This is a genomic window from Parvibaculum sp., from assembly GCF_030651915.1.
Lineage (GTDB): Bacteria > Pseudomonadota > Alphaproteobacteria > Parvibaculales > Parvibaculaceae > Parvibaculum.
Window position 1 is genome coordinate 256,195 of record NZ_JAUSBV010000010.1, and the last position, 17,352, is coordinate 273,546.

General features: G+C 62.9%; 15 protein-coding genes and 1 tRNA gene. 9 read left to right on the forward strand and 7 right to left on the reverse strand.

The window, feature by feature from the left end:
- Positions 1-11: 11 nt before the first annotated feature.
- The gene (locus tag Q7V31_RS15280) at positions 12-2,228 is read right to left on the reverse strand and encodes a polysaccharide biosynthesis tyrosine autokinase (protein WP_304735515.1); all 2,217 of its coding nucleotides are present in this window, start codon (positions 2,226-2,228) and stop codon (positions 12-14) included.
- A gap of 236 nt (positions 2,229-2,464) precedes the next feature.
- On the opposite strand from Q7V31_RS15280, the gene Q7V31_RS15285 reads away from it, so the two are divergent.
- Genes Q7V31_RS15285 through Q7V31_RS15295 form a run of 3 tightly spaced genes read left to right on the forward strand, consistent with a single transcriptional unit; the run spans position 2,465 to position 5,552 of the window.
- The gene (locus Q7V31_RS15285) at positions 2,465-3,046 is read left to right on the forward strand and encodes a polysaccharide biosynthesis/export family protein (protein ID WP_304735517.1); all 582 of its coding nucleotides are present in this window, start codon (positions 2,465-2,467) and stop codon (positions 3,044-3,046) included.
- 35 nt (positions 3,047-3,081) lie between these two features.
- Positions 3,082-4,257 (forward strand): glycosyltransferase family 4 protein, encoded by a 1,176-nt coding sequence (locus tag Q7V31_RS15290; RefSeq protein WP_304735519.1) that lies wholly within the window; start codon positions 3,082-3,084, stop codon positions 4,255-4,257.
- On the forward strand, positions 4,254-5,552 hold the full coding sequence (locus tag Q7V31_RS15295; protein ID WP_304735520.1) for an O-antigen ligase: 1,299 nt from the start codon (positions 4,254-4,256) through the stop codon (positions 5,550-5,552). The genes Q7V31_RS15290 and Q7V31_RS15295 overlap by 4 nt, the downstream gene beginning before the upstream one ends.
- A 55-nt stretch (positions 5,553-5,607) precedes the next feature.
- Here the strand turns inward: Q7V31_RS15295 and Q7V31_RS15300 are convergent.
- Positions 5,608-5,681: transfer RNA gene (locus tag Q7V31_RS15300), tRNA-Cys, on the reverse strand.
- A gap of 216 nt (positions 5,682-5,897) precedes the next feature.
- Between Q7V31_RS15300 and Q7V31_RS15305 the strand changes: the two genes are divergently transcribed.
- The 4 genes from Q7V31_RS15305 (at position 5,898) to Q7V31_RS15320 (ending at position 11,762) form a co-directional block, all read left to right on the forward strand.
- Complete coding sequence (locus Q7V31_RS15305) at positions 5,898-6,563, forward strand: protein-L-isoaspartate O-methyltransferase (protein WP_304735521.1); 666 nt, start codon at positions 5,898-5,900, stop codon at positions 6,561-6,563.
- Positions 6,564-6,711: 148 nt separating this feature from the next.
- Positions 6,712-8,112 (forward strand): TolC family outer membrane protein, encoded by a 1,401-nt coding sequence (locus Q7V31_RS15310; RefSeq protein WP_304735523.1) that lies wholly within the window; start codon positions 6,712-6,714, stop codon positions 8,110-8,112.
- 578 nt (positions 8,113-8,690) lie between these two features.
- The gene (locus tag Q7V31_RS17380; RefSeq protein ID WP_370690678.1) at positions 8,691-8,927 is read left to right on the forward strand and encodes a DUF2497 domain-containing protein; all 237 of its coding nucleotides are present in this window, start codon (positions 8,691-8,693) and stop codon (positions 8,925-8,927) included.
- A 117-nt stretch (positions 8,928-9,044) separates the two neighbouring features.
- Positions 9,045-11,762, forward strand: coding sequence for a valine--tRNA ligase (locus Q7V31_RS15320; protein WP_304735525.1), 2,718 nt, complete (start codon positions 9,045-9,047; stop codon positions 11,760-11,762).
- Between the two features lie 73 nt (positions 11,763-11,835).
- Here the strand turns inward: Q7V31_RS15320 and Q7V31_RS15325 are convergent, their stop codons facing one another.
- Together Q7V31_RS15325 and Q7V31_RS15330 are read right to left on the reverse strand one after the other, a co-directional pair.
- Complete coding sequence (locus Q7V31_RS15325; RefSeq protein WP_304735527.1) at positions 11,836-12,192, reverse strand: DUF2852 domain-containing protein; 357 nt, start codon at positions 12,190-12,192, stop codon at positions 11,836-11,838.
- A 147-nt stretch (positions 12,193-12,339) separates the two neighbouring features.
- A complete protein-coding gene (locus Q7V31_RS15330; RefSeq protein WP_304735528.1) occupies positions 12,340-13,428 on the reverse strand; it encodes a Zn-dependent alcohol dehydrogenase in 1,089 nt (362 codons plus the stop codon).
- Positions 13,429-13,632: 204 nt separating this feature from the next.
- On the opposite strand from Q7V31_RS15330, the gene ilvD reads away from it, so the two are divergent.
- Positions 13,633-15,363, forward strand: coding sequence for a dihydroxy-acid dehydratase (ilvD, locus tag Q7V31_RS15335; protein WP_304735530.1), 1,731 nt, complete (start codon positions 13,633-13,635; stop codon positions 15,361-15,363).
- 93 nt (positions 15,364-15,456) lie between these two features.
- Entirely contained in the window at positions 15,457-16,212 is a 756-nt protein-coding gene (locus Q7V31_RS15340; RefSeq protein ID WP_304735532.1) for a tetratricopeptide repeat protein, read from the forward strand.
- Between the two features lie 10 nt (positions 16,213-16,222).
- Here Q7V31_RS15340 and Q7V31_RS15345 read toward each other — a convergent pair whose 3' ends face one another.
- From Q7V31_RS15345 to Q7V31_RS15355, 3 genes are all read right to left on the reverse strand, one after another.
- Entirely contained in the window at positions 16,223-16,522 is a 300-nt protein-coding gene (locus Q7V31_RS15345; RefSeq protein ID WP_304735533.1) for a HigA family addiction module antitoxin, read from the reverse strand.
- Between the two features lie 27 nt (positions 16,523-16,549).
- Complete coding sequence (locus Q7V31_RS15350) at positions 16,550-16,831, reverse strand: type II toxin-antitoxin system RelE/ParE family toxin (protein ID WP_304735534.1); 282 nt, start codon at positions 16,829-16,831, stop codon at positions 16,550-16,552.
- A gap of 81 nt (positions 16,832-16,912) precedes the next feature.
- Positions 16,913-17,308, reverse strand: coding sequence for an EthD domain-containing protein (locus tag Q7V31_RS15355; RefSeq protein ID WP_304735536.1), 396 nt, complete (start codon positions 17,306-17,308; stop codon positions 16,913-16,915).
- Positions 17,309-17,352: the final 44 nt, after the last annotated feature.

A 17,352-nucleotide genomic window follows, 5' to 3' on the forward strand; every position in this document is an offset into this window, starting at 1 on the left:
TATTCGCTGGCCTAGCGTAAGGCGAGGCGGCGGCGCGGTGCGCGCGCAGGATATTCCTCGATCACCGTGTCGGTGTAGCGCCGATACCGCTTGATGTCGACGCGTGTCAGCAGGATGCCGACGCGGCGGCTGCTCGCGGCCGAGAGCAACTTCAGCACATGGGCAACAACCTGTCGGCTCGTCGAAGACCATCGTACGACAAGAATGGTGACGTCTGAAAGTTTGGTCAGGACCTGAGCGTCGGCGGCAGCCATGGCTGCGGGCGAGTCGATGATGACATAGTCGTAGGTTTGCTGGAGCGCCGACAATACCCACTGCATTTGCGGTGATGCCAGCGCAGCCGTCGGGTTGGCAAGAGGCGAACCGGCCTGCAGCAGATGTGCGGGGCTTCCGGGTTCCGACCGGATGACATGCTGAAAGGCGGCGCGACCGGTCAGCAGTTCCGACAACCCGGGGAGCGGTGCCGCGCCGAGGGCAAGATGAAGGGCAGGTGCGCGCATGTCAGCGTCGATAATGATCGTGCGATGTCCGCCCATCGCAAAGACGCGCGCAAGGCTGGCGGCAGTCGATGTTTTTCCTTCACCGGCGACCGATGACGTGACGAGGACGGTGCGCGCGCGGCGATTGCCGATGCGCGCCATCAACACGTTGCCTTGCAGTGCCCGAATTGCCTCGGCATAGAGGCCGTTGGGATCGCGGATCAGGTCGCTCGCCGGTGCGCGCGCGCCGGCGCGGGGATCAAGCTCGGGCGTCAAGCCCAGAAAGGGCATCCCGGTCGCGCGCTCGATCTGTTCGCCGATCCGGAATCCGCGTGCAAAAACTTCGATCAGGAACACGACGAGAAAGGCAAGGATCAGTCCGGCTGCGGCGCCGAGCATTAACGTCGGCCCTGTGCGGGGCGATGTGGGCTCGGTCGGCTGCTGGGCGCGGGAGACGATGCGCGCGTTGGCGGATTGCGTGTCGGCTTCGGCGCGAGCCTTGGCTTCCTCATAACGGCGGAGGAAGGACTCCAGAAGTGCCCGGTTGGTATCGGCTTCGCGCTGCAGCGCCCGGAGTTTCACGTCATCCTGATTGAGCTGGGCGGTACGGCGCTGTGCACGATTGAGATTCTCGCGGACGGCCGCGACGCGTGCATTGACGACGCGTGCTTCGTTTTCCAGCGCTTCGATTACCTTGTAGACCTCCTTCTCGATCTGCGTTTCGAGGTCGGCGAGGTTGGCCTGCGATTCCAGCATCCGCGGATGTGTCGGCAGCAGCGTTTCCGACATTTGGGCGATTTGCGCCCGCAGCGCGACTTCCTGTTGGCGCAGGTTCTGGATCAATGGCGATTGCAGCACTTCTGCGGCCGAATTGACCGCGTTGCCGGAGGCAACCAGATTGCGCGCGTTGGACAGTTTGGCCTGCGCGGCCGCGCGATCTGCCTCGGCCACCGAGAGCTGGCTGTTGAGGTCGGTCAGTTGCTGTTGCGGGACCGTCGATCCGTTTGTGAGAAACAGACCGGACTCGGTTCGGAAGTCCTCGACAGCCGCTTCCGATTCCTGAACCTTGACGCGCAGTTCGTCGATTTGATGCGCGAGCCAGCGTGTTGCCTCGCTGTTGACGTTGGCTTTTTCCTCGATCTGTTGCGCGATGTAGAGATCGGCCAGGCGATTGGGAATCGCGGCGGCCATGCGCGGATCGGTCGAGGTGAAGAGGATTGCGATGACGCGCGAATTTGACTTCTGGAAGATTTCCAGCCGCGCCAGTACTTGATTGGCGATTTCCTCGATATCGGTAACCGGGTTGTGTTCGCGCAGTCTGAAGGCAATGACAACGCGGTCCATGAACCCCGGCTGGCGCAGCGCCGGATTGAACTCGGCATTTGCCCCCAAGCCCAGATCCTGAATGAGTTGCGCAATCAGGCGGCGCGACGTCATGATCTGAATTTCGCTCTGCAGCGTCTCGCTGTCCGGCAGAGGGCTGCTGACGTCAATGTCGAATGTCGAGATTTCGCCGGTGCGGGGCGCGAGCATGACGCGGGTTTCGACCGTGAAGGTCGGCGTCGCAGTCGCGAGCCAGAAGAGCACCAGGGTCATGAAACCGGCGAAGACGACGATGACGATTTCCTTGCGCGCCCAGATGCCGCGCAGAATATCCCAGGGCGAGATGTCGCCGCTTGCGCCTTCGCCGGGCGCAGTGCGGCGCCTGTCGCCGAAGGTCACAGCCTGATTCATCTGGGTATCGGTCATCAATTCCGCTCGCCGGTATGCCCAAGTCAGGTCCGCCGCGTGCGCGGAAGCTTGCGAATACCCCATTCAAAGCAGCTTGCAGTAGACGGCTTTTGGGTAACGGAAGCCTTAACGGGAAACCATCAGGCTACGGCAAAGCCGGTGTTCACCGAGCCTTTTCAAAGGGCCGTCGGTCGTCTGCACCGCGCCGATTGCAAAAAATTAACCCTTCGGGCGCTACCGTCCGGAGGGGCAGGTTGAAAGAAAGAGACGCGTCGATGAAGGCCGGGTTTACAGGTATCTTGGTGGCCCTTTGCATGACCCTCGCGGCTTGTGCCCAGTACGGTGTGCTGGAGCAGCGGCCGGCCTCGGGTGAGTTTGACGCCTATCGGCTGGACACGGGCGATCAGCTGCGGGTCACCGTATTCGGGCAAGCGGATCTTAGTGGCGACTTCACGGTCGATGGAACGGGCTCGATCTCCATGCCGTTGTTGCCGCCGATTGTGGCACGCGGCCTGACAACCGAAGAGTTCGAGGCGGTCGTGGCCGTCGAGCTCGGCCGCCGTTTGCTCCGCAATCCCAATGTCAGCGCGCAGGTGATGCAGTTCCGGCCGTTCTTCATTCTCGGAGAAGTGCAACGTGCCGGGCAATACCCCTATGTCAGCGGCATGACGGTTCAAAGCGCAGTTGCGATCGCCGGCGGCTACAGTTATCGCGCCAATGAAGACCGTGTCCGGATCACGCGAAATCTTGGAGACCGGATCGTCGAGCTCGGTGTCGACAGCAAGGCTCCTGTCATGCCTGGCGATACGATTCTCGTCAGAGAACGGTATTTCTGATGCAACCGCCGGCGCCCAACTGCGCGACCAGAACGATGAGAGTGTTGCATGTGATGCGGCTGCCGATGGGCGGTCTTTTTCGTCATGTACTGGATCTCGTGGCGGGTCAGCAGTCGGCGGGCATAGCGGCAGGCGTCGTCTGCGCTCCGCCACCCGACGACGGCGTATCCGCCGCACGGCTCGCGGCGCTCGAAGCAAGTTGCGGGCTCGGCCTGCATGTCTTGCCGATGCACCGATTGCCCGGCCTGGGCGACCTTGCCAATATGCGGGAAATCGGCACCTTGATCGCCCGACTCCGTCCGGACGTCGTTCACGGTCATGGCGCCAAAGGCGGCCTGCTGGCGCGTTTGGCGCCAGCGAGCAGCGAGGCGATACGCGTTTACACGCCGCATGGCGGTACGCTCCACTATAGCGGTATGACGCCACACGGATTTGCGTTCCTCGCAGCGGAACGGCTGATGCGCAGCCGCACCGATGGATTCATTTTTGAGTCGGATTTCAGCCGGACCACGTTTATTGCCAAGGTCGGCAATCCGGGTGCTGCGACTGCCGTCATTCACAACGGTCTTGCAGAAAACGAATTCATGCCGGTCGGGCATGCCGATGCCGCCGCCGATTTTCTGTTCATTGGCGAACTGCGGATGCTGAAGGGCGTATCGACGCTTATTGAAGCGATGAGATTGCTCGGCCGGCCGGCACGTCTCAAAATTGTCGGTGAGGGTCCGGACCGGAAGCGGTTCGAGGACCTTGCGCGTGGGCTGCCGCCCGGTATCCGTGTCGAGTTTCTCGGCGCGATGCCTGCGCGGGCAGCGTTCCGGCTGGCGCGGATCGCCGTCATGCCGTCATGGAACGAGTCGCTCCCCTATGTGGCGCTTGAAGCGGCGGCGGCGGGCGTACCGCTCATTGCCACGCGAGTCGGTGGCGTTCCCGAGATTTTCGGCAGCGAGGCCCATCGCCTCGTTGCGCCGAATGATGCCGTGGCTCTTTCGCAGGCGCTTGCCCATGCGCTTTCGGAACCGGGCGATATCGGTGCATCGGCGATACGCCTTCAGGCACGTATCTCGCAGATGTTTTCGGTGACGGACATGGTCGCATCCGTAAACGGATTTTATGCCCGCATTCTCGACGCAAAAAAATCGCGCCATGCGGCGGTGGCAGATGTCTCGATTTTTGACAGTGCAAGGAGCCATTTCACAGGCGCCGGACAATGAGCGTCGAGGGTTGGCAGATTGACTCAACGGCGCGGCGTTCTGGCGTGCCGGTGCCGAACCTTGCGCTTCGTCTCGGTGAGGGCCTGGTCGTTCTGGTTCTTCTGACGAGCTTCTACGTCCGGTCGGAACAGGGTGCAGATCAGCCGACGCCTTACGACATGCTGATGGCGATCACGGTCGGTCTGCTGTTTCTGTTCGGCCTCAAGTTTCCGCGTGGTCTCGGGTGGCCCGCGGTCCTTTGGGGTCTCGTTGTCATTGGCTATGGGATCGGGGCGATGGGCGCGCTCTATCTCGACAAGGCACGGCCGGCGATGATCGTGTCGATCTATCTGATCGGAACGTTTCTTTTCTTTTCCTCGTTCGTCTATGCCGACGTCACGCGTCGGCTCGGCATCGTGTTCTGGGCCTATACGGCCGCTGCCTGTGTCGCTGCCGGACTTGGCGTTGGCGGCTATTTCCATCTCCTCCCGGGTTCGGAGGCGTTTCTGGTTTTTGGGCGCGCCACAGGCACATTCAACGATCCCAATGTGTTCGGTCCGTTTCTTGTGGCGCCGATCCTGTTTCTGGCAATGAAGCTCAGCACGGCGCAGCGGCTCCGTTCGCTCTGGATGTTGTTGCCGTTCGGGCTTCTGACTCTCGGTGTGTTGCTCAGCTTTTCGCGCGGTGCGTGGGGCAATCTGGTTCTGTCGGCTGCGGTCTTCGTCGTTCTGACACTTGCAACTTCACGTTCGTCGCGGCAGACGTTTCGACTGATCGGGTTCTCTGCGCTGATGGCTTTGGTGCTGACGGTCGTAATTGGCGTGGCGCTTTCAAGTCCCAGAGTGTCGGCGCTGTTCGAGCAGCGTGCGTCGCTGACTCAGGACTATGACGTCGATCCTGAGCACGGCCGCTTCGAGAGCCAGGCGCGGGCTTTTTCGATTGTCCTGCAAAAACCATGGGGCATCGGTCCGGCACAATGGGCCCGCATCAACAATCTCGACACCCACAATGTCTATTTGCATGTGCTGGTCGCCGGCGGCTTTCTGTCCGGTCTGGCATTCATCGCCTTCGTGTCGGTGACGGTTGCGCGCGGATGGCGCGCGGCGTCTGCAGCCGGACCGCAACAAGGCATGTTGATCGTCGCCTATGCGGCGTTGATCGGCCATTTTGCCGAGGGTGTCATTATCGACATCGACAGCTGGCGCCATCTCTATTTGCTGCTGGGCCTGCTTTGGGGGGCGATGCTTGCGACCGAGGCCCAAGGGCGCGGGGGCGAGCCGATCCAGGCTCCGGTTGCCGGGCGGGGCTGGCGCTAGGCCACGCCGATCGTCCGAATCCCTGCCGCACCGAAAACCGCATAAATCGGAACCCTGGAGGCCACGCCCGGAATCGAACCGGGGTATACGGATTTGCAGTCCGCTGCGTAACCACTCCGCCACGTGGCCATTTCCGAGGGCGGGCGGGGTATAGCAATTCCCCGGCCCGGGTACAACGATCATTAGACCAAGGAGATTTCTGCGGCCTTAATGGCGGTGTCGCCGTCTCGCGCTGTCGATTTCGGCGGCAGGGCGAATTTGAGTTTGGTTCACGGGACCAGTATAAACGCGGCGGGTACAAGCCGTCCCCGCATTCATCCCTTTTTCACGGCCAGGACTTCCCAGATGACCGACTTTGCCGCCGCCCGTCACAACATGGTCGAGAGCCAGGTGAGGGTCAACGCCGTAACCGACGGACGGGTGATCGACGCCATGTCGGCGATACCGCGGGAACGTTTTGTGCCGCCGCCGCGTCAAAGCCTTGCCTATATGGACGAGGACATTGCCTTGACCGACGGCGGGGGAAGCCCGCGCTTTCTGATGGAACCCCGTGTTTTCGCCAAGCTGGCCCAGCTCGCGGCGGTTGGGCTCGACGATCTGGTGCTGGATGTCGGGTGCGGCACGGGTTATTCGACGGCCGTCCTGTCGCATCTTGCCGGAACGGTCGTGGCGCTTGAAAGCGACAGCGAACTGGCGGCGCGCGCTGCGGCGGCACTGGCCGACCTCGGCGTCGACAATGCGGTCGTGGTGACCGGCGCGCTGAATGAGGGCTATGCGAAGCAGGCGCCTTACGATGTGATCTTCTTCAGCGGCGCTATCGGCTTTATCCCTGAGGGGTTCAAGGCGCAGTTGAAGGATGGCGGCCGGATCGTCGCGGTTCTTGGGGACGGTATTTTGGGCCGGGCGCGGATCTACGTAAGGGCCGGCGATACGCTGAGCGGCCGGGATGCGTTTGATGCCAATGTGCAGCCGCTGCCCGGTTTTGTGGCCACGGAGAGCTTTGTTTTCTGAAAATGATGGCAGATTGCACCTATTCGCGGCATTGCTCAGCTCTACTGGGAATAGTAATTCAGGCACACTACATCTAGCCTGTCGAAGACTTGGTTCATTCGCGGATGCGTTGAGGGACGAAACCGCCTCTTTGCGGAGAAGTAAGACAATGAAACGACCCTTGGAAACGTCCCTGAAGCGAATGATGGCAACGGTGCTCGGCACGACGGCGTTGACCGGAATGCTGGCGCTCGCGACACCTGCCGCCGCCGACACGCTGTTGGATGCGCTGACGGCCGCCTACCAGACCAATCCGACATTGCAGGCCCAGCGCGCCCAGTTGCGCGCCACCGACGAACAGGTCCCGCAGGCGCTGTCGGGTTGGCGGCCTTCGTTGCAGGCGCAAGGTTCCTACGGCGCGATCAATACCGACACGACGCTGGTCGGTGGTGCGACGGCCAGCGACGATCGCCGGCCCGCCACCGGTGCCGTCACGCTCAACCAGAATATCTTTGCCGGCGGCCGAACGGTCAATGCAACCGGGCAGGCCGAATCTGTTGTGCAGGCCGGCCGCGAGACCTTGGCGGGTGTCGAGCAGCAAACGCTGCTGGCTGCCGTGCAGGCCTATATGAATGTGATCCGCGACGAAGGTGTTGTGCGGCTCAACCAGAACAACGTTGCTGTGCTGCGGCGCCAGCTTGATGCGACGCAGGACAGGTTTCGCGTCGGCGAATTGACGCGCACCGACGTCGCCCAGTCGGAAGCGCGTTTGAGCCTCGCCCGTTCCAATCTCATCGGCGCCGAGGCGCAACTGACGGCAAGCCGCGCCTTCTATTCACGCGTTGTCGGCCAGGCGCCCGGTACGCTCGAAAAGCCGGTGCCTCTCGCGGGCTTGCCGGGTGACGAAGATCAGGCGCGTGAGCTCGCGGCGGAGAACAATCCGACGCTGCTGGCCGCCCGTCACACCGAATCGGCGAGCCGCCGGGCCGTCTCGGTCGCCAAGGGCGCGCTCTTGCCGTCCTTCGACGTGCAGGCGCGCTATCAGTATGGCCGCGATCCGGCCACCGCCATTCGCGATGTCGAGGAAAGCTCGATCCTGGGCGTGCTGACGATCCCGCTCTACCAGAGCGGTACCGAATATTCGCGCGTGCGCGAAGCCAAGGAAATCAACAACCGCAGCCGGCTCGAAGTGTCGGCCGCCATGCGGCAGGTCGACGAGGCGGTTCGCATCGCCTGGGAGCAGTTGCGGGCCTCGCAGGGTCGGATCGTCTCGACCTCTGAACAGGTGAATGCCAGCGAGATCGCGCTGGAAGGTGTCCGGCAGGAATCCGAGGTCGGCGCCCGCACCACGCTCGATGTGCTCGACGCCGAGCAGGAGCTTCTCAATGCCCGCGTCGCGCTGGTCGGTGCGGAGCGCGACCTGGCCGTTTCCGAGTATAATCTGCTGGCCGCCACCGGTCAGCTCACGGCGCGCCAGCTGCAGCTTCCGGTCACTTATTACGACCCGGAAGTGAATTATGGCGAGGTCCGCAACAAGTGGATCGGCTTCGGCACCGCTGGCGACGAGTAGTTTCATCCGGTTAGCGAAGTCTTTAGGGGAAGTTGGCAAAATCGTTCAACTTCTCCTAAGGTTATATTGGTATTCGTTAGGGGCCGGAGAGGTGGAATCCGGATGGGCAGGATCGGAATATGAGCAATCAGGGCCAGGCACAGGAACCGACGATGGAGGAGATTCTTGCCTCCATTCGCCGGATTATTTCCGAAGACAGCGGCAGCGACGAACCGGGCGATGCGCCGGAACCCGTCGCGGCGCCGGCTGCTGCCGACGAAGCCCTGCCGGAACTGTCCGCCGAAGACGAGGCGGATATTCTCGAACTGACCGAACCCTTGCCCGAAGAGCCGTTGATGGCCGAACCGGCACCCGAACCGGAGCCCCCGTACGTCCCGGCCCCTGAAGAGGTCGAGGACGACATCGCATTCGCGCCCGAACCCGAACCATCCCACGCACCCGTCGAGGAAGCCGTTGACGACATCGGATTTGCATCCGAGCCCGAACCGGCGCCTGCGCCTGCGCCTGTCATGACCGCCGCGCCGGCGCCCGAGCCGGTCGTTCAAGCGAATACGGACATCGATATTGAGGAGCCTGCCATGAGTGCCCAGAGCCAAATCCCGATCGTGTCGGGCGATGCCGAAAGGGCCGCCTCGGCCGCTTTTGGAGCGCTGGCCAGTTCGCTGGCGAGCGGCGGCGACGGCCGGACGCTGGAAGAGATCGTGTCCGACATGCTGCGGCCGATGCTGAAAGAGTGGCTCGACGGCAACCTGCCGCCGCTGGTCGAGCGTCTGGTCGCCGAGGAAATCGAGCGAATCGCCCGCCGCCGCGGCTGATCCGGCCTTTTCCGGTCCAAATTCCCTCCGATGCTTGATCGGTCCGGGGTGCCTGTGCTGTAACACGGGCCCCGGCGCGGCTTGATTTGCGCCGGCGTTTCACGGATACCGACCCCCATGCTCGACAAGACATTCAGCCCGCAAGAGGCCGAGGAACGGCTTTACCGGCTCTGGGAAGAGAGCGGCGCCTTCAAGGCCGGCGGCCCCGAGGGCGCCAAACCCTATTGCATCGTCATTCCGCCGCCCAACGTCACCGGCAGCCTGCATATGGGCCATGCGCTCAACAACACGCTGCAGGACGCGCTGATCCGCTTCGAGCGCATGCGCGGCAAAGACGTGCTCTGGCAGCCCGGCCTCGACCATGCCGGCATCGCCACTCAGATGATCGTCGAGCGCCAGCTTGCGGCCGAAGGCAATATCGGCCGCCGCGAGATGGGCCGTGAGGCTTTCATCGAGCGCATCTGGAAATGGAAGGGCGAGTCGGGCGGCACCATCATCGGCCAGCTTCGCCGGCTGGGTGCGTCCTGCGACTGGAGCCGCGAGCGCTTCACGCTGGATGACGGGCTCTCGAAGGCCGTTCTGAAAGTCTTTGTCGAGCTTTACCGGCAGGGCCTCATCTATCGCGACAAGCGTCTGGTCAACTGGGATCCGAAGCTGCAGACCGCCGTGTCCGACCTCGAAGTCGAGAATATCGAGGTCAAGGGCCACTTCTGGCATTTCCGTTATCCGCTGGCCGACGGCGTCACCTATCAGTGGCCGCTGACGGACGAGGAGGGCAATCCGGCCGGCCACGAGACGCGGAACTACATCGTCGTCGCCACCACGCGCCCCGAGACGATGCTGGGCGACACCGGCGTTGCCGTGAACCCCGAAGACGAGCGCTACAAGAGCCTGATCGGCAAGTTCGTCGAACTGCCGCTGGTCGGCCGCCGCATTCCGATCGTCGCCGACGAGCATGCCGATCCCGAACAGGGTTCGGGCGCCGTCAAGATCACGCCGGCGCATGACTTCAACGATTTCGAAGTCGGCAAGCGGCAGGGGCTCGAACAGATCAACATCCTGACCACCGACGGCCGCCTCAACGACGAGGTGCCGGAGAAATATCGTGGTCTCGACCGGTTCGAGGCGCGCAAGCATGTCGTCATGGACATCGAGGCGCTTGGTCTGCTCGAGCGCATCGAAGACAAGATCGTCATGGTGCCGCATGACGAAAAGTCGAAGATGGTCGTCATCGAGCCCTATCTGACCGACCAGTGGTATGTCGACGCGGCGACGCTGGCGAAGCCTGCCATCGAGGCGGTCGAGCGCGGCGCCACCACCTTCGTGCCGAAGAACTGGGAGAAGACCTATTTCGAATGGATGCGCAACATTCAGCCCTGGTGCATCTCGCGCCAGCTCTGGTGGGGGCATCGCATTCCGGCCTGGTATGGACCCGACGGTCATATCTTCGTCGCCTATAGCGATGAGGAAGCCGCGGCCGAGGCGCTAAAGCATTACGGCAAGCCGGTCGAACTGGCGCGCGACGAAGACGTGCTCGACACCTGGTTCTCTTCCGCCCTCTGGCCGTTCTCGACGCTGGGCTGGCCGGACCAGACGCCGGAGCTGAAACGCTATTATCAGACCGACGTTCTGGTCACCGCTTTCGACATCATCTTCTTCTGGGTCGCCCGGATGATGATGATGGGATTGCACTTCAAGCAGGAAGTGCCGTTCCACACCGTCTATATCCACGCCATCGTGCGGGATGAGAAGGGCCAGAAAATGTCGAAGACGAAAGGGAACGTCGTCGATCCCCTGGAGCTCATCGACGCTTACGGCGCCGACGCGCTGCGCTTCACGCTGGCCGCGATGGCGGCGCAAGGCCGCGACATCAAGCTCGCGACCTCGCGGGTCGAGGGCTACCGCAATTTCGGCACCAAGATCTGGAACGCGGCGCGCTTCTGCGAGATGAACGAATGCGTCCGCGTCGAGGGTTTCGATCCCGCCGCGCTCACGCAGACGGTCAACAAATGGATCGTCGGCGAAGCGGCGCGCACCGCGGCCGAGATCACCGAGGCGCTCGAGACCTACCGCTTCAACGAGGCGGCGGGGGCTGCCTACAAATTCGTCTGGAACGTCTATTGCGATCTCTATCTCGAATTCATCAAGCCGCTGCTGATGGGGACGGACGAGGTGGCGAAAGCCGAGGCGCGGGCGACGGCGGCCTGGACGCTCGACCAGATTCTGCTGATGCTGCATCCCTTCATGCCCTTCATCACCGAGGAGCTCTGGCAGCGCACCGCCGAGCCGGGGCCGAAGCGCGAGACGATGCTGGTGAAAGCCGCATGGCCGGCGCTTGCCGGTCTCGGCGATGCGGTCGCCGATGCCGAAATGAACTGGGTCACCCGCTTCATTGCCGAAGTGCGTTCGGTGCGCGCCGAAATGAACGTGCCGGCGGGCGCCAGGATCGCCTTGCTGATCAAGGGTGCGAGCGCTGATAGCCTTGCGCGTCTCGAGCGCCACCGCGACGTCATCCAGCGTCTGGCGCGGCTCGAAACGGTCGATGCAACCGAAACGATCCCGGACGGCGCGGTGCAACTGGTTCTCGACGAGGCGACGCTGATCCTGCCGCTGAAGGGCGTCATCGACGTCGCCGCCGAAACCGCGCGCCTCAAGAAAGAAGTCGGCAAGCTTGCCGACGAAGTGAAGAAGATCGATGCCAAGCTCGGCAACGCCAAGTTCCTGGCCGGCGCGCCCGAACAGGTCGTCGAGGAACAGCGCGAACGCAAGGCCGATGCAGAGGCCGCGATGGCGAAATTCGCCGAGGCGTTGAAGCGGCTCGAAGGCGCGGCGTAACGCAGCTCATCCGTCGTCCAACAAAAAAGGCGGCTCTCATGGAGCCGCCTTTCGTCTGTCGCATGTCTGCCGCTCAGTTGGCGGTCGCGCCGCCGGCGTTGCGCTCGGCCATGAACTGATCGAATTCCGTCTGGTCCTTGGCGCGGCGCAGGCGCTCCATGAAGTCGCCGAAGGCCTTCTGCTCTTCCGCGAGGCGCTTCAGCGTCTCGTCGCGATAGCCGTCAAAGGCGGTGTTGCCGCTCGACCGGTGACGCCGGAACTGCGACGAACAGCGGCGCATACCATCACGATTCCATCCCTGCATTTTTCCGCTCCAGATCATGTAGAAGAGGATACCGAGCCCGATCGGCCAGAAGAGGATGAAACCGATCACCATCATCGCGATCCAGGCGCCTTTCGGCAGGTCGTCCAGCATTGCAGCCGTGGGCATTGAGGGGGTCCTCCCGGTGGGGTTCGCATTGAACACAAGGGACAGGTGGATATTGCCGGCGCTTGCGTCAAGGTGCCGCATGCCGATTTTCGGCAAAAAGAAAAGGCGGCTCGAAAGCCGCCTTTCCTGCTTCCAGAGCACCCGAACTCAGGCGTCGAACATGATCACCGAGCGGGCCAGTTCGCCGCGCTTCAATTCGTCGAAAGCCTCGTTGACCTGATCGAGCTTGATGCGGCGCGAGATCATCTCGTCGAGCTTCAGCTTGCCGGACATGTAGAAATCGACGAAGCGCGGCATGTCGACCGGGAAGCGGTTCGAGCCCATGATCGAGCCTTGGATGCGCTTCTCGCCCAAAAAGTCGGCGCCGTGCAGTTCGATGTTCACGCCCACCGGGATCATGCCGATGATGTTGGCCGTGCCGCCGCGCGCCAGCATCTTGAACGATTGCTCGGCCGTCGCCTTCAGGCCGATCGCCTCGAAGGAATGATGCACGCCGGCGCCGTTGGTCAGCTCCATCACCTGTTTCACCGGGTCGCCATCCTTGGCGTTGACCACGTCGGTCGCGCCGAACTGCTTGGCGAGGTTCAGTTTCGAACCCTGCATGTCGATGGCGATGATGCGGCCGGCGCCGGCAATCGCCGCGCCGTTGATCGCCGCCAGGCCGACACCGCCGCAGCCGATCACCGCGACCGTTTCGCCGGGCCGGACATTCGAGGTGTGGATCACCGCGCCGACGCCCGTCGTCACCGAACAGCCGATCAGCGCCGCGCGGTCGAGCGGCATGTCCTTGCGGATCGCCACGCAGGCATGTTCATGGATCAGCATCTGCTCGGCAAATGACGACAGATTGAGGAACTGGTTCATCGACCCGTCATCCTTGGCCAGCCGCGGCTCGTCGCCCTGCTGGCGCTTGGTCTCGGGGCTGACGCAGCGCGACATATGGCCGGTCAGGCAATGCTCGCAATGGCCGCAAAAGGCCGACAGGCAGGTGATCACATGGTCGCCCGGCTTGACCGTGCGGACTTCGGAGCCGACCTGCTCGACGACGCCGGCGCTTTCATGGCCCAGCACCGCCGGCAGCGGGTAGGGGTAGGAGCCCTCGACGAAATGCAGGTCCGAATGGCAGACGCCCGCCGCCACGGTGCGGATCAGCACCTCATGCGGGCCCGGTTTGTTGATTCTCACGTCTTCGATGGCGAGCGGCTTGCCGACCTCGCGCAGAACTGCGGCCTTCATGTGTTTTCTCCCTGTATCCGGATATTGGGTTCTGGTGTTCCGGTTAAGGCGATGTTCCCCCGCCATAGGCCGATGGTCAACTGGCGGATTTCGGGGGCTCATGCGGCAACATGGGGGCTTTATCCGGCGAACCCTTCCCCCTAGTATCCGGCCAACTTTCATCCTCGAAAAGCCGGAGGCGTCCCCTCAACCGGGCGCGATCACATGACTGCCAGTAAATTCGACAAATCGAAGCTGCCGAGCCGCCACGTCACGGTCGGGCCGGAACGCGCGCCGCACCGTTCCTACTACTACGCGATGGGGCTGACCGAGGACGAGATCAACCAGCCCTTCGTCGGTGTGGCCACCTGCTGGAACGAGGCCGCCCCCTGCAACATCTCGCTGATGCGCCAGGCGCAGTCGGTGAAGCGCGGCGTCTCGATGTCGTCTGGCACGCCCCGCGAATTCTGCACCATCACGGTGACCGACGGCATTGCCATGGGCCATCAGGGCATGAAGTCCTCGCTGGCCAGCCGCGATGTCATTGCCGATTCGGTCGAGCTGACCATGCGCGGCCATTGCTACGACGCGCTGGTCGGTCTTGCCGGCTGCGACAAGTCGCTGCCCGGCATGATGATGTCGATGGTCCGCCTCAACGTGCCTTCCGTCTTCATGTATGGCGGTTCGATCCTGCCCGGCCGGTTCCACGGCAAGGACGTCACTGTCGTCGACGTTTTCGAGGCGGTCGGCCAGCATTCGGCCGGCAACATGGAAGATGACGAGCTGCACGCGCTCGAATGCGTCGCCTGTCCCTCCGCCGGCTCCTGCGGTGGCCAGTTCACGGCCAATACCATGGCCTGCGTTGCCGAGGCGATGGGCCTTGCGCTGCCGGGTTCCGGCGGTGCGCCGGCGCCATACGAAAGCCGCGACGAATATGCGGAAGCCTCGGGCCGCGCCGTCATGCATCTGCTCGCCAACAATATCCGCCCGCGCGACATCGTCACCCGCAAGTCGCTCGAAAATGCCGCTGTCATCGTCGCGGCGACGGGCGGCTCGACCAATGGCGCGCTGCATCTGCCCGCCATCGCGCATGAGGCCGGCATCGATTTCGACCTGATGGAAGTCGCCGAAATCTTCAAGAAGACGCCCTATATCACCGACCTCAAGCCGGGCGGCAATTACGTCGCCAAGGATCTCCATGATGTTGGCGGCGTTTCGATGGTCCTGAAGGTGTTGCTCGATGGCGGCTATCTGCATGGCGATTGCATGACCGTCACCGGCCAGTCGCTGGCCGACAATCTGAAAGACGTCAAGTTCAACCCCGACCAGAAGGTCGTCTATCCGCTCTCCAATCCGTTGTCGCCGACGGGCGGCGTTGTCGGCTTGCAGGGTTCGCTGGCGCCCGACGGCGCCATCGTCAAGGTCGCCGGCATGGAGAAGGACCATCTGAAGTTCTCCGGCCCGGCGCGCTGCTTCGACAGCGAGGAGGAATGCTTCGAGGCGGTCGACAAACGTCAGTACAAGGAAGGTGAGGTTCTGGTCATCCGCTATGAAGGCCCGAAGGGTGGCCCCGGCATGCGTGAAATGCTCTCCACCACCGCCGCGCTTTTCGGTCAGGGCATGGGCGACAAGGTGGCGCTCGTCACCGACGGCCGTTTCTCCGGCGGCACCCGCGGCTTCTGCATCGGCCATATCGGCCCGGAGGCGGCTGTCGGCGGCCCGATCGCGCTGATCGAGGATGGCGACATCATTGCGATCGACGCCGAGAAGGGCACCATCGACCTTGAAGTGGACGAGGTCACGCTGGCGAAGCGGCGGGCGGCCTGGAAGCCGCGCGAGACCATCTACGCCTCGGGCGCGTTGTGGAAATACGCCCAGCTTGTCGGCATCGCCCGCAAGGGCGCCGTCACCCATCCGGGCGGCGCGGCCGAAAAGCACGTCTACGCCGACATCTGACGCCACAGCTTCACCATATTCCGGCTTTAGGCTTGGGTTTCGGGACCGTTCTGCCAGAATGGTCCCGAACCCCTTGTCCGCCCGGGAGTATCCATGACCGTTCGCCGCAGCCTTGCCTCGCTCGCCGCCATGCTCGGCCTGACCTTCACGCTGGCCGGCGGTGTCGTGGCCAATCCATTGCCCGAGGCCCAGGCGGCCTATGATCGCGGTCTCGCGGCGCATCGGGCCGGCGACGTCGCCAGCGCGGTCATCGAATGGGAAGCGGCGGCGGAAGGCGGGCATACGGGTGCCGCATGGCTGCTGGCCAATCTCTACGACAAGGGTGTCGGCGGCGTCGTGCAGAACGATGCGCGCGCCTATGAATATTACCTGCAGGCCGCGCGCGGCGGACAGCCGGAGGCCGCCTATCGGCTCGGCCTGATCTATCTCGAAGGCAATGAAGCAATCGGTCTCAAGCGCAACTATGTCGAGGCCTTGAAGTCCTTCGAGGTCGCGGCGCTTTTGCCGCGTGCCGACGCGCAATTTCAGCTCGGCATGATGCACCGCAACGGCCTCGGCGTGCCGCTCGACCGCACCGAGGGCCTGCGCTGGATCATCCTCTCGGCGAAGAAGCGCTATTCACCGGCGCTGGCCGAGCTCGGCCGTATCTATTTCGAGGGCGAGGGCGTCGCCGCCGACCGCCTCCAGGGCTGGTCCTTTCTGATGCTCGCCAACCGCTTCGGCACTGCCGAAGAACGCCGCGCCGCCGACGAACTGTTCGAGAAATATGCCAACCGCATGAAGACCGGCGAACGCGAAAAGGCGCTCGAAATGGCCGATGCCTGGGTGGCGGCGAACAGCGGTTCGTGAGGGCGGCGGATCAGGCCGTTTCCAGCTTTCTGATCCTGGCGATTTCCGCCTTCTTGACCTTGGCTTCCAGCTTCAAATCGTAGCCGGTCTGCATGTTCATCCAGAGCTGCGGCGTCGTTCCGAAAAATTTCGACAGGCGCAGGGCGGTGTCCGGCGTGATCGCGGTCTTCTCGGTCACGACGCGTTCGATGCGCGTCCTCGGAACGCCCAATGCTTTTGCCAACGCGCCGGGGCTCATGCCCAGCGGCTGCAGATAAAGCTCTCGCAAGACCTCGCCCGGATGTACCGGCGGAAGAATATCGGTCGCCATGCTCATGCTTCCTTTGTCGCGGGACAATTAGTGATAGTCCGCAATTTCAACATTCTCGGGACCGGCTTCACCCCAGATAAAACAGATTCTCCACTGCTTGTTGATGCGGATCGAATGCTGTCCCTCACGGTCTCCTGATAGTTTCTCGAGACGATTGCCGGGTGGCGAGCGAAGGTCGTTCAGTTCTTCCGCGTGGTGTAGCAATGTCAGCATCAACTGGGCGCGTCTCACGAGATCGCCCGGAAACCCTTTTCTGACGCTGCCGTCGGCGATCGAGGCCGTCAGCTTGTTCCTGTAGGACTGGATCATTTCCGGGATCCTCGCGTGTATCATATCATGATACATTCGGATTTCAAGAGGAAATGTATCGTTGTGTGATACGGAGTGAGATTACCCGAAAACTATCTTTTCCTCGCCCCACCAGAGCGGCGAGCGGGTGAAGTCGATGAATTTGGCCTCGTCCTCGTAAAGCTGCCGCCCCGCCTCGATGCCTTCGGGCGAGGCCAGCGCGGCGGCGAGCGCCTCGGCGCTCTCCCACCAGAGCTGCGCCACGCCGTCATAGATCGCCGGCGCCTTGTCGAGCCCGCCGCCGCGTACCTCGCGGATGCCGTCGCTCAAGCCCGCCTCCCAGGAGTGAAGCTGCACATAGCGTTTGATCCGCAGGGTCTCCCGGTGGCTCGCCACCAGCGGCGCATGCTTGTTCCACCAGTAGTCCTGGAACGCGGCGAGGCTCAGCGCGGGCAGGCGGGTCAGGCAGAAGGTCAGGCAGAAGGTCAGTTTGATCATGGCGGTTCCTCAGCAGTTTGATTTGATGCCAGTATAGGCGAGGC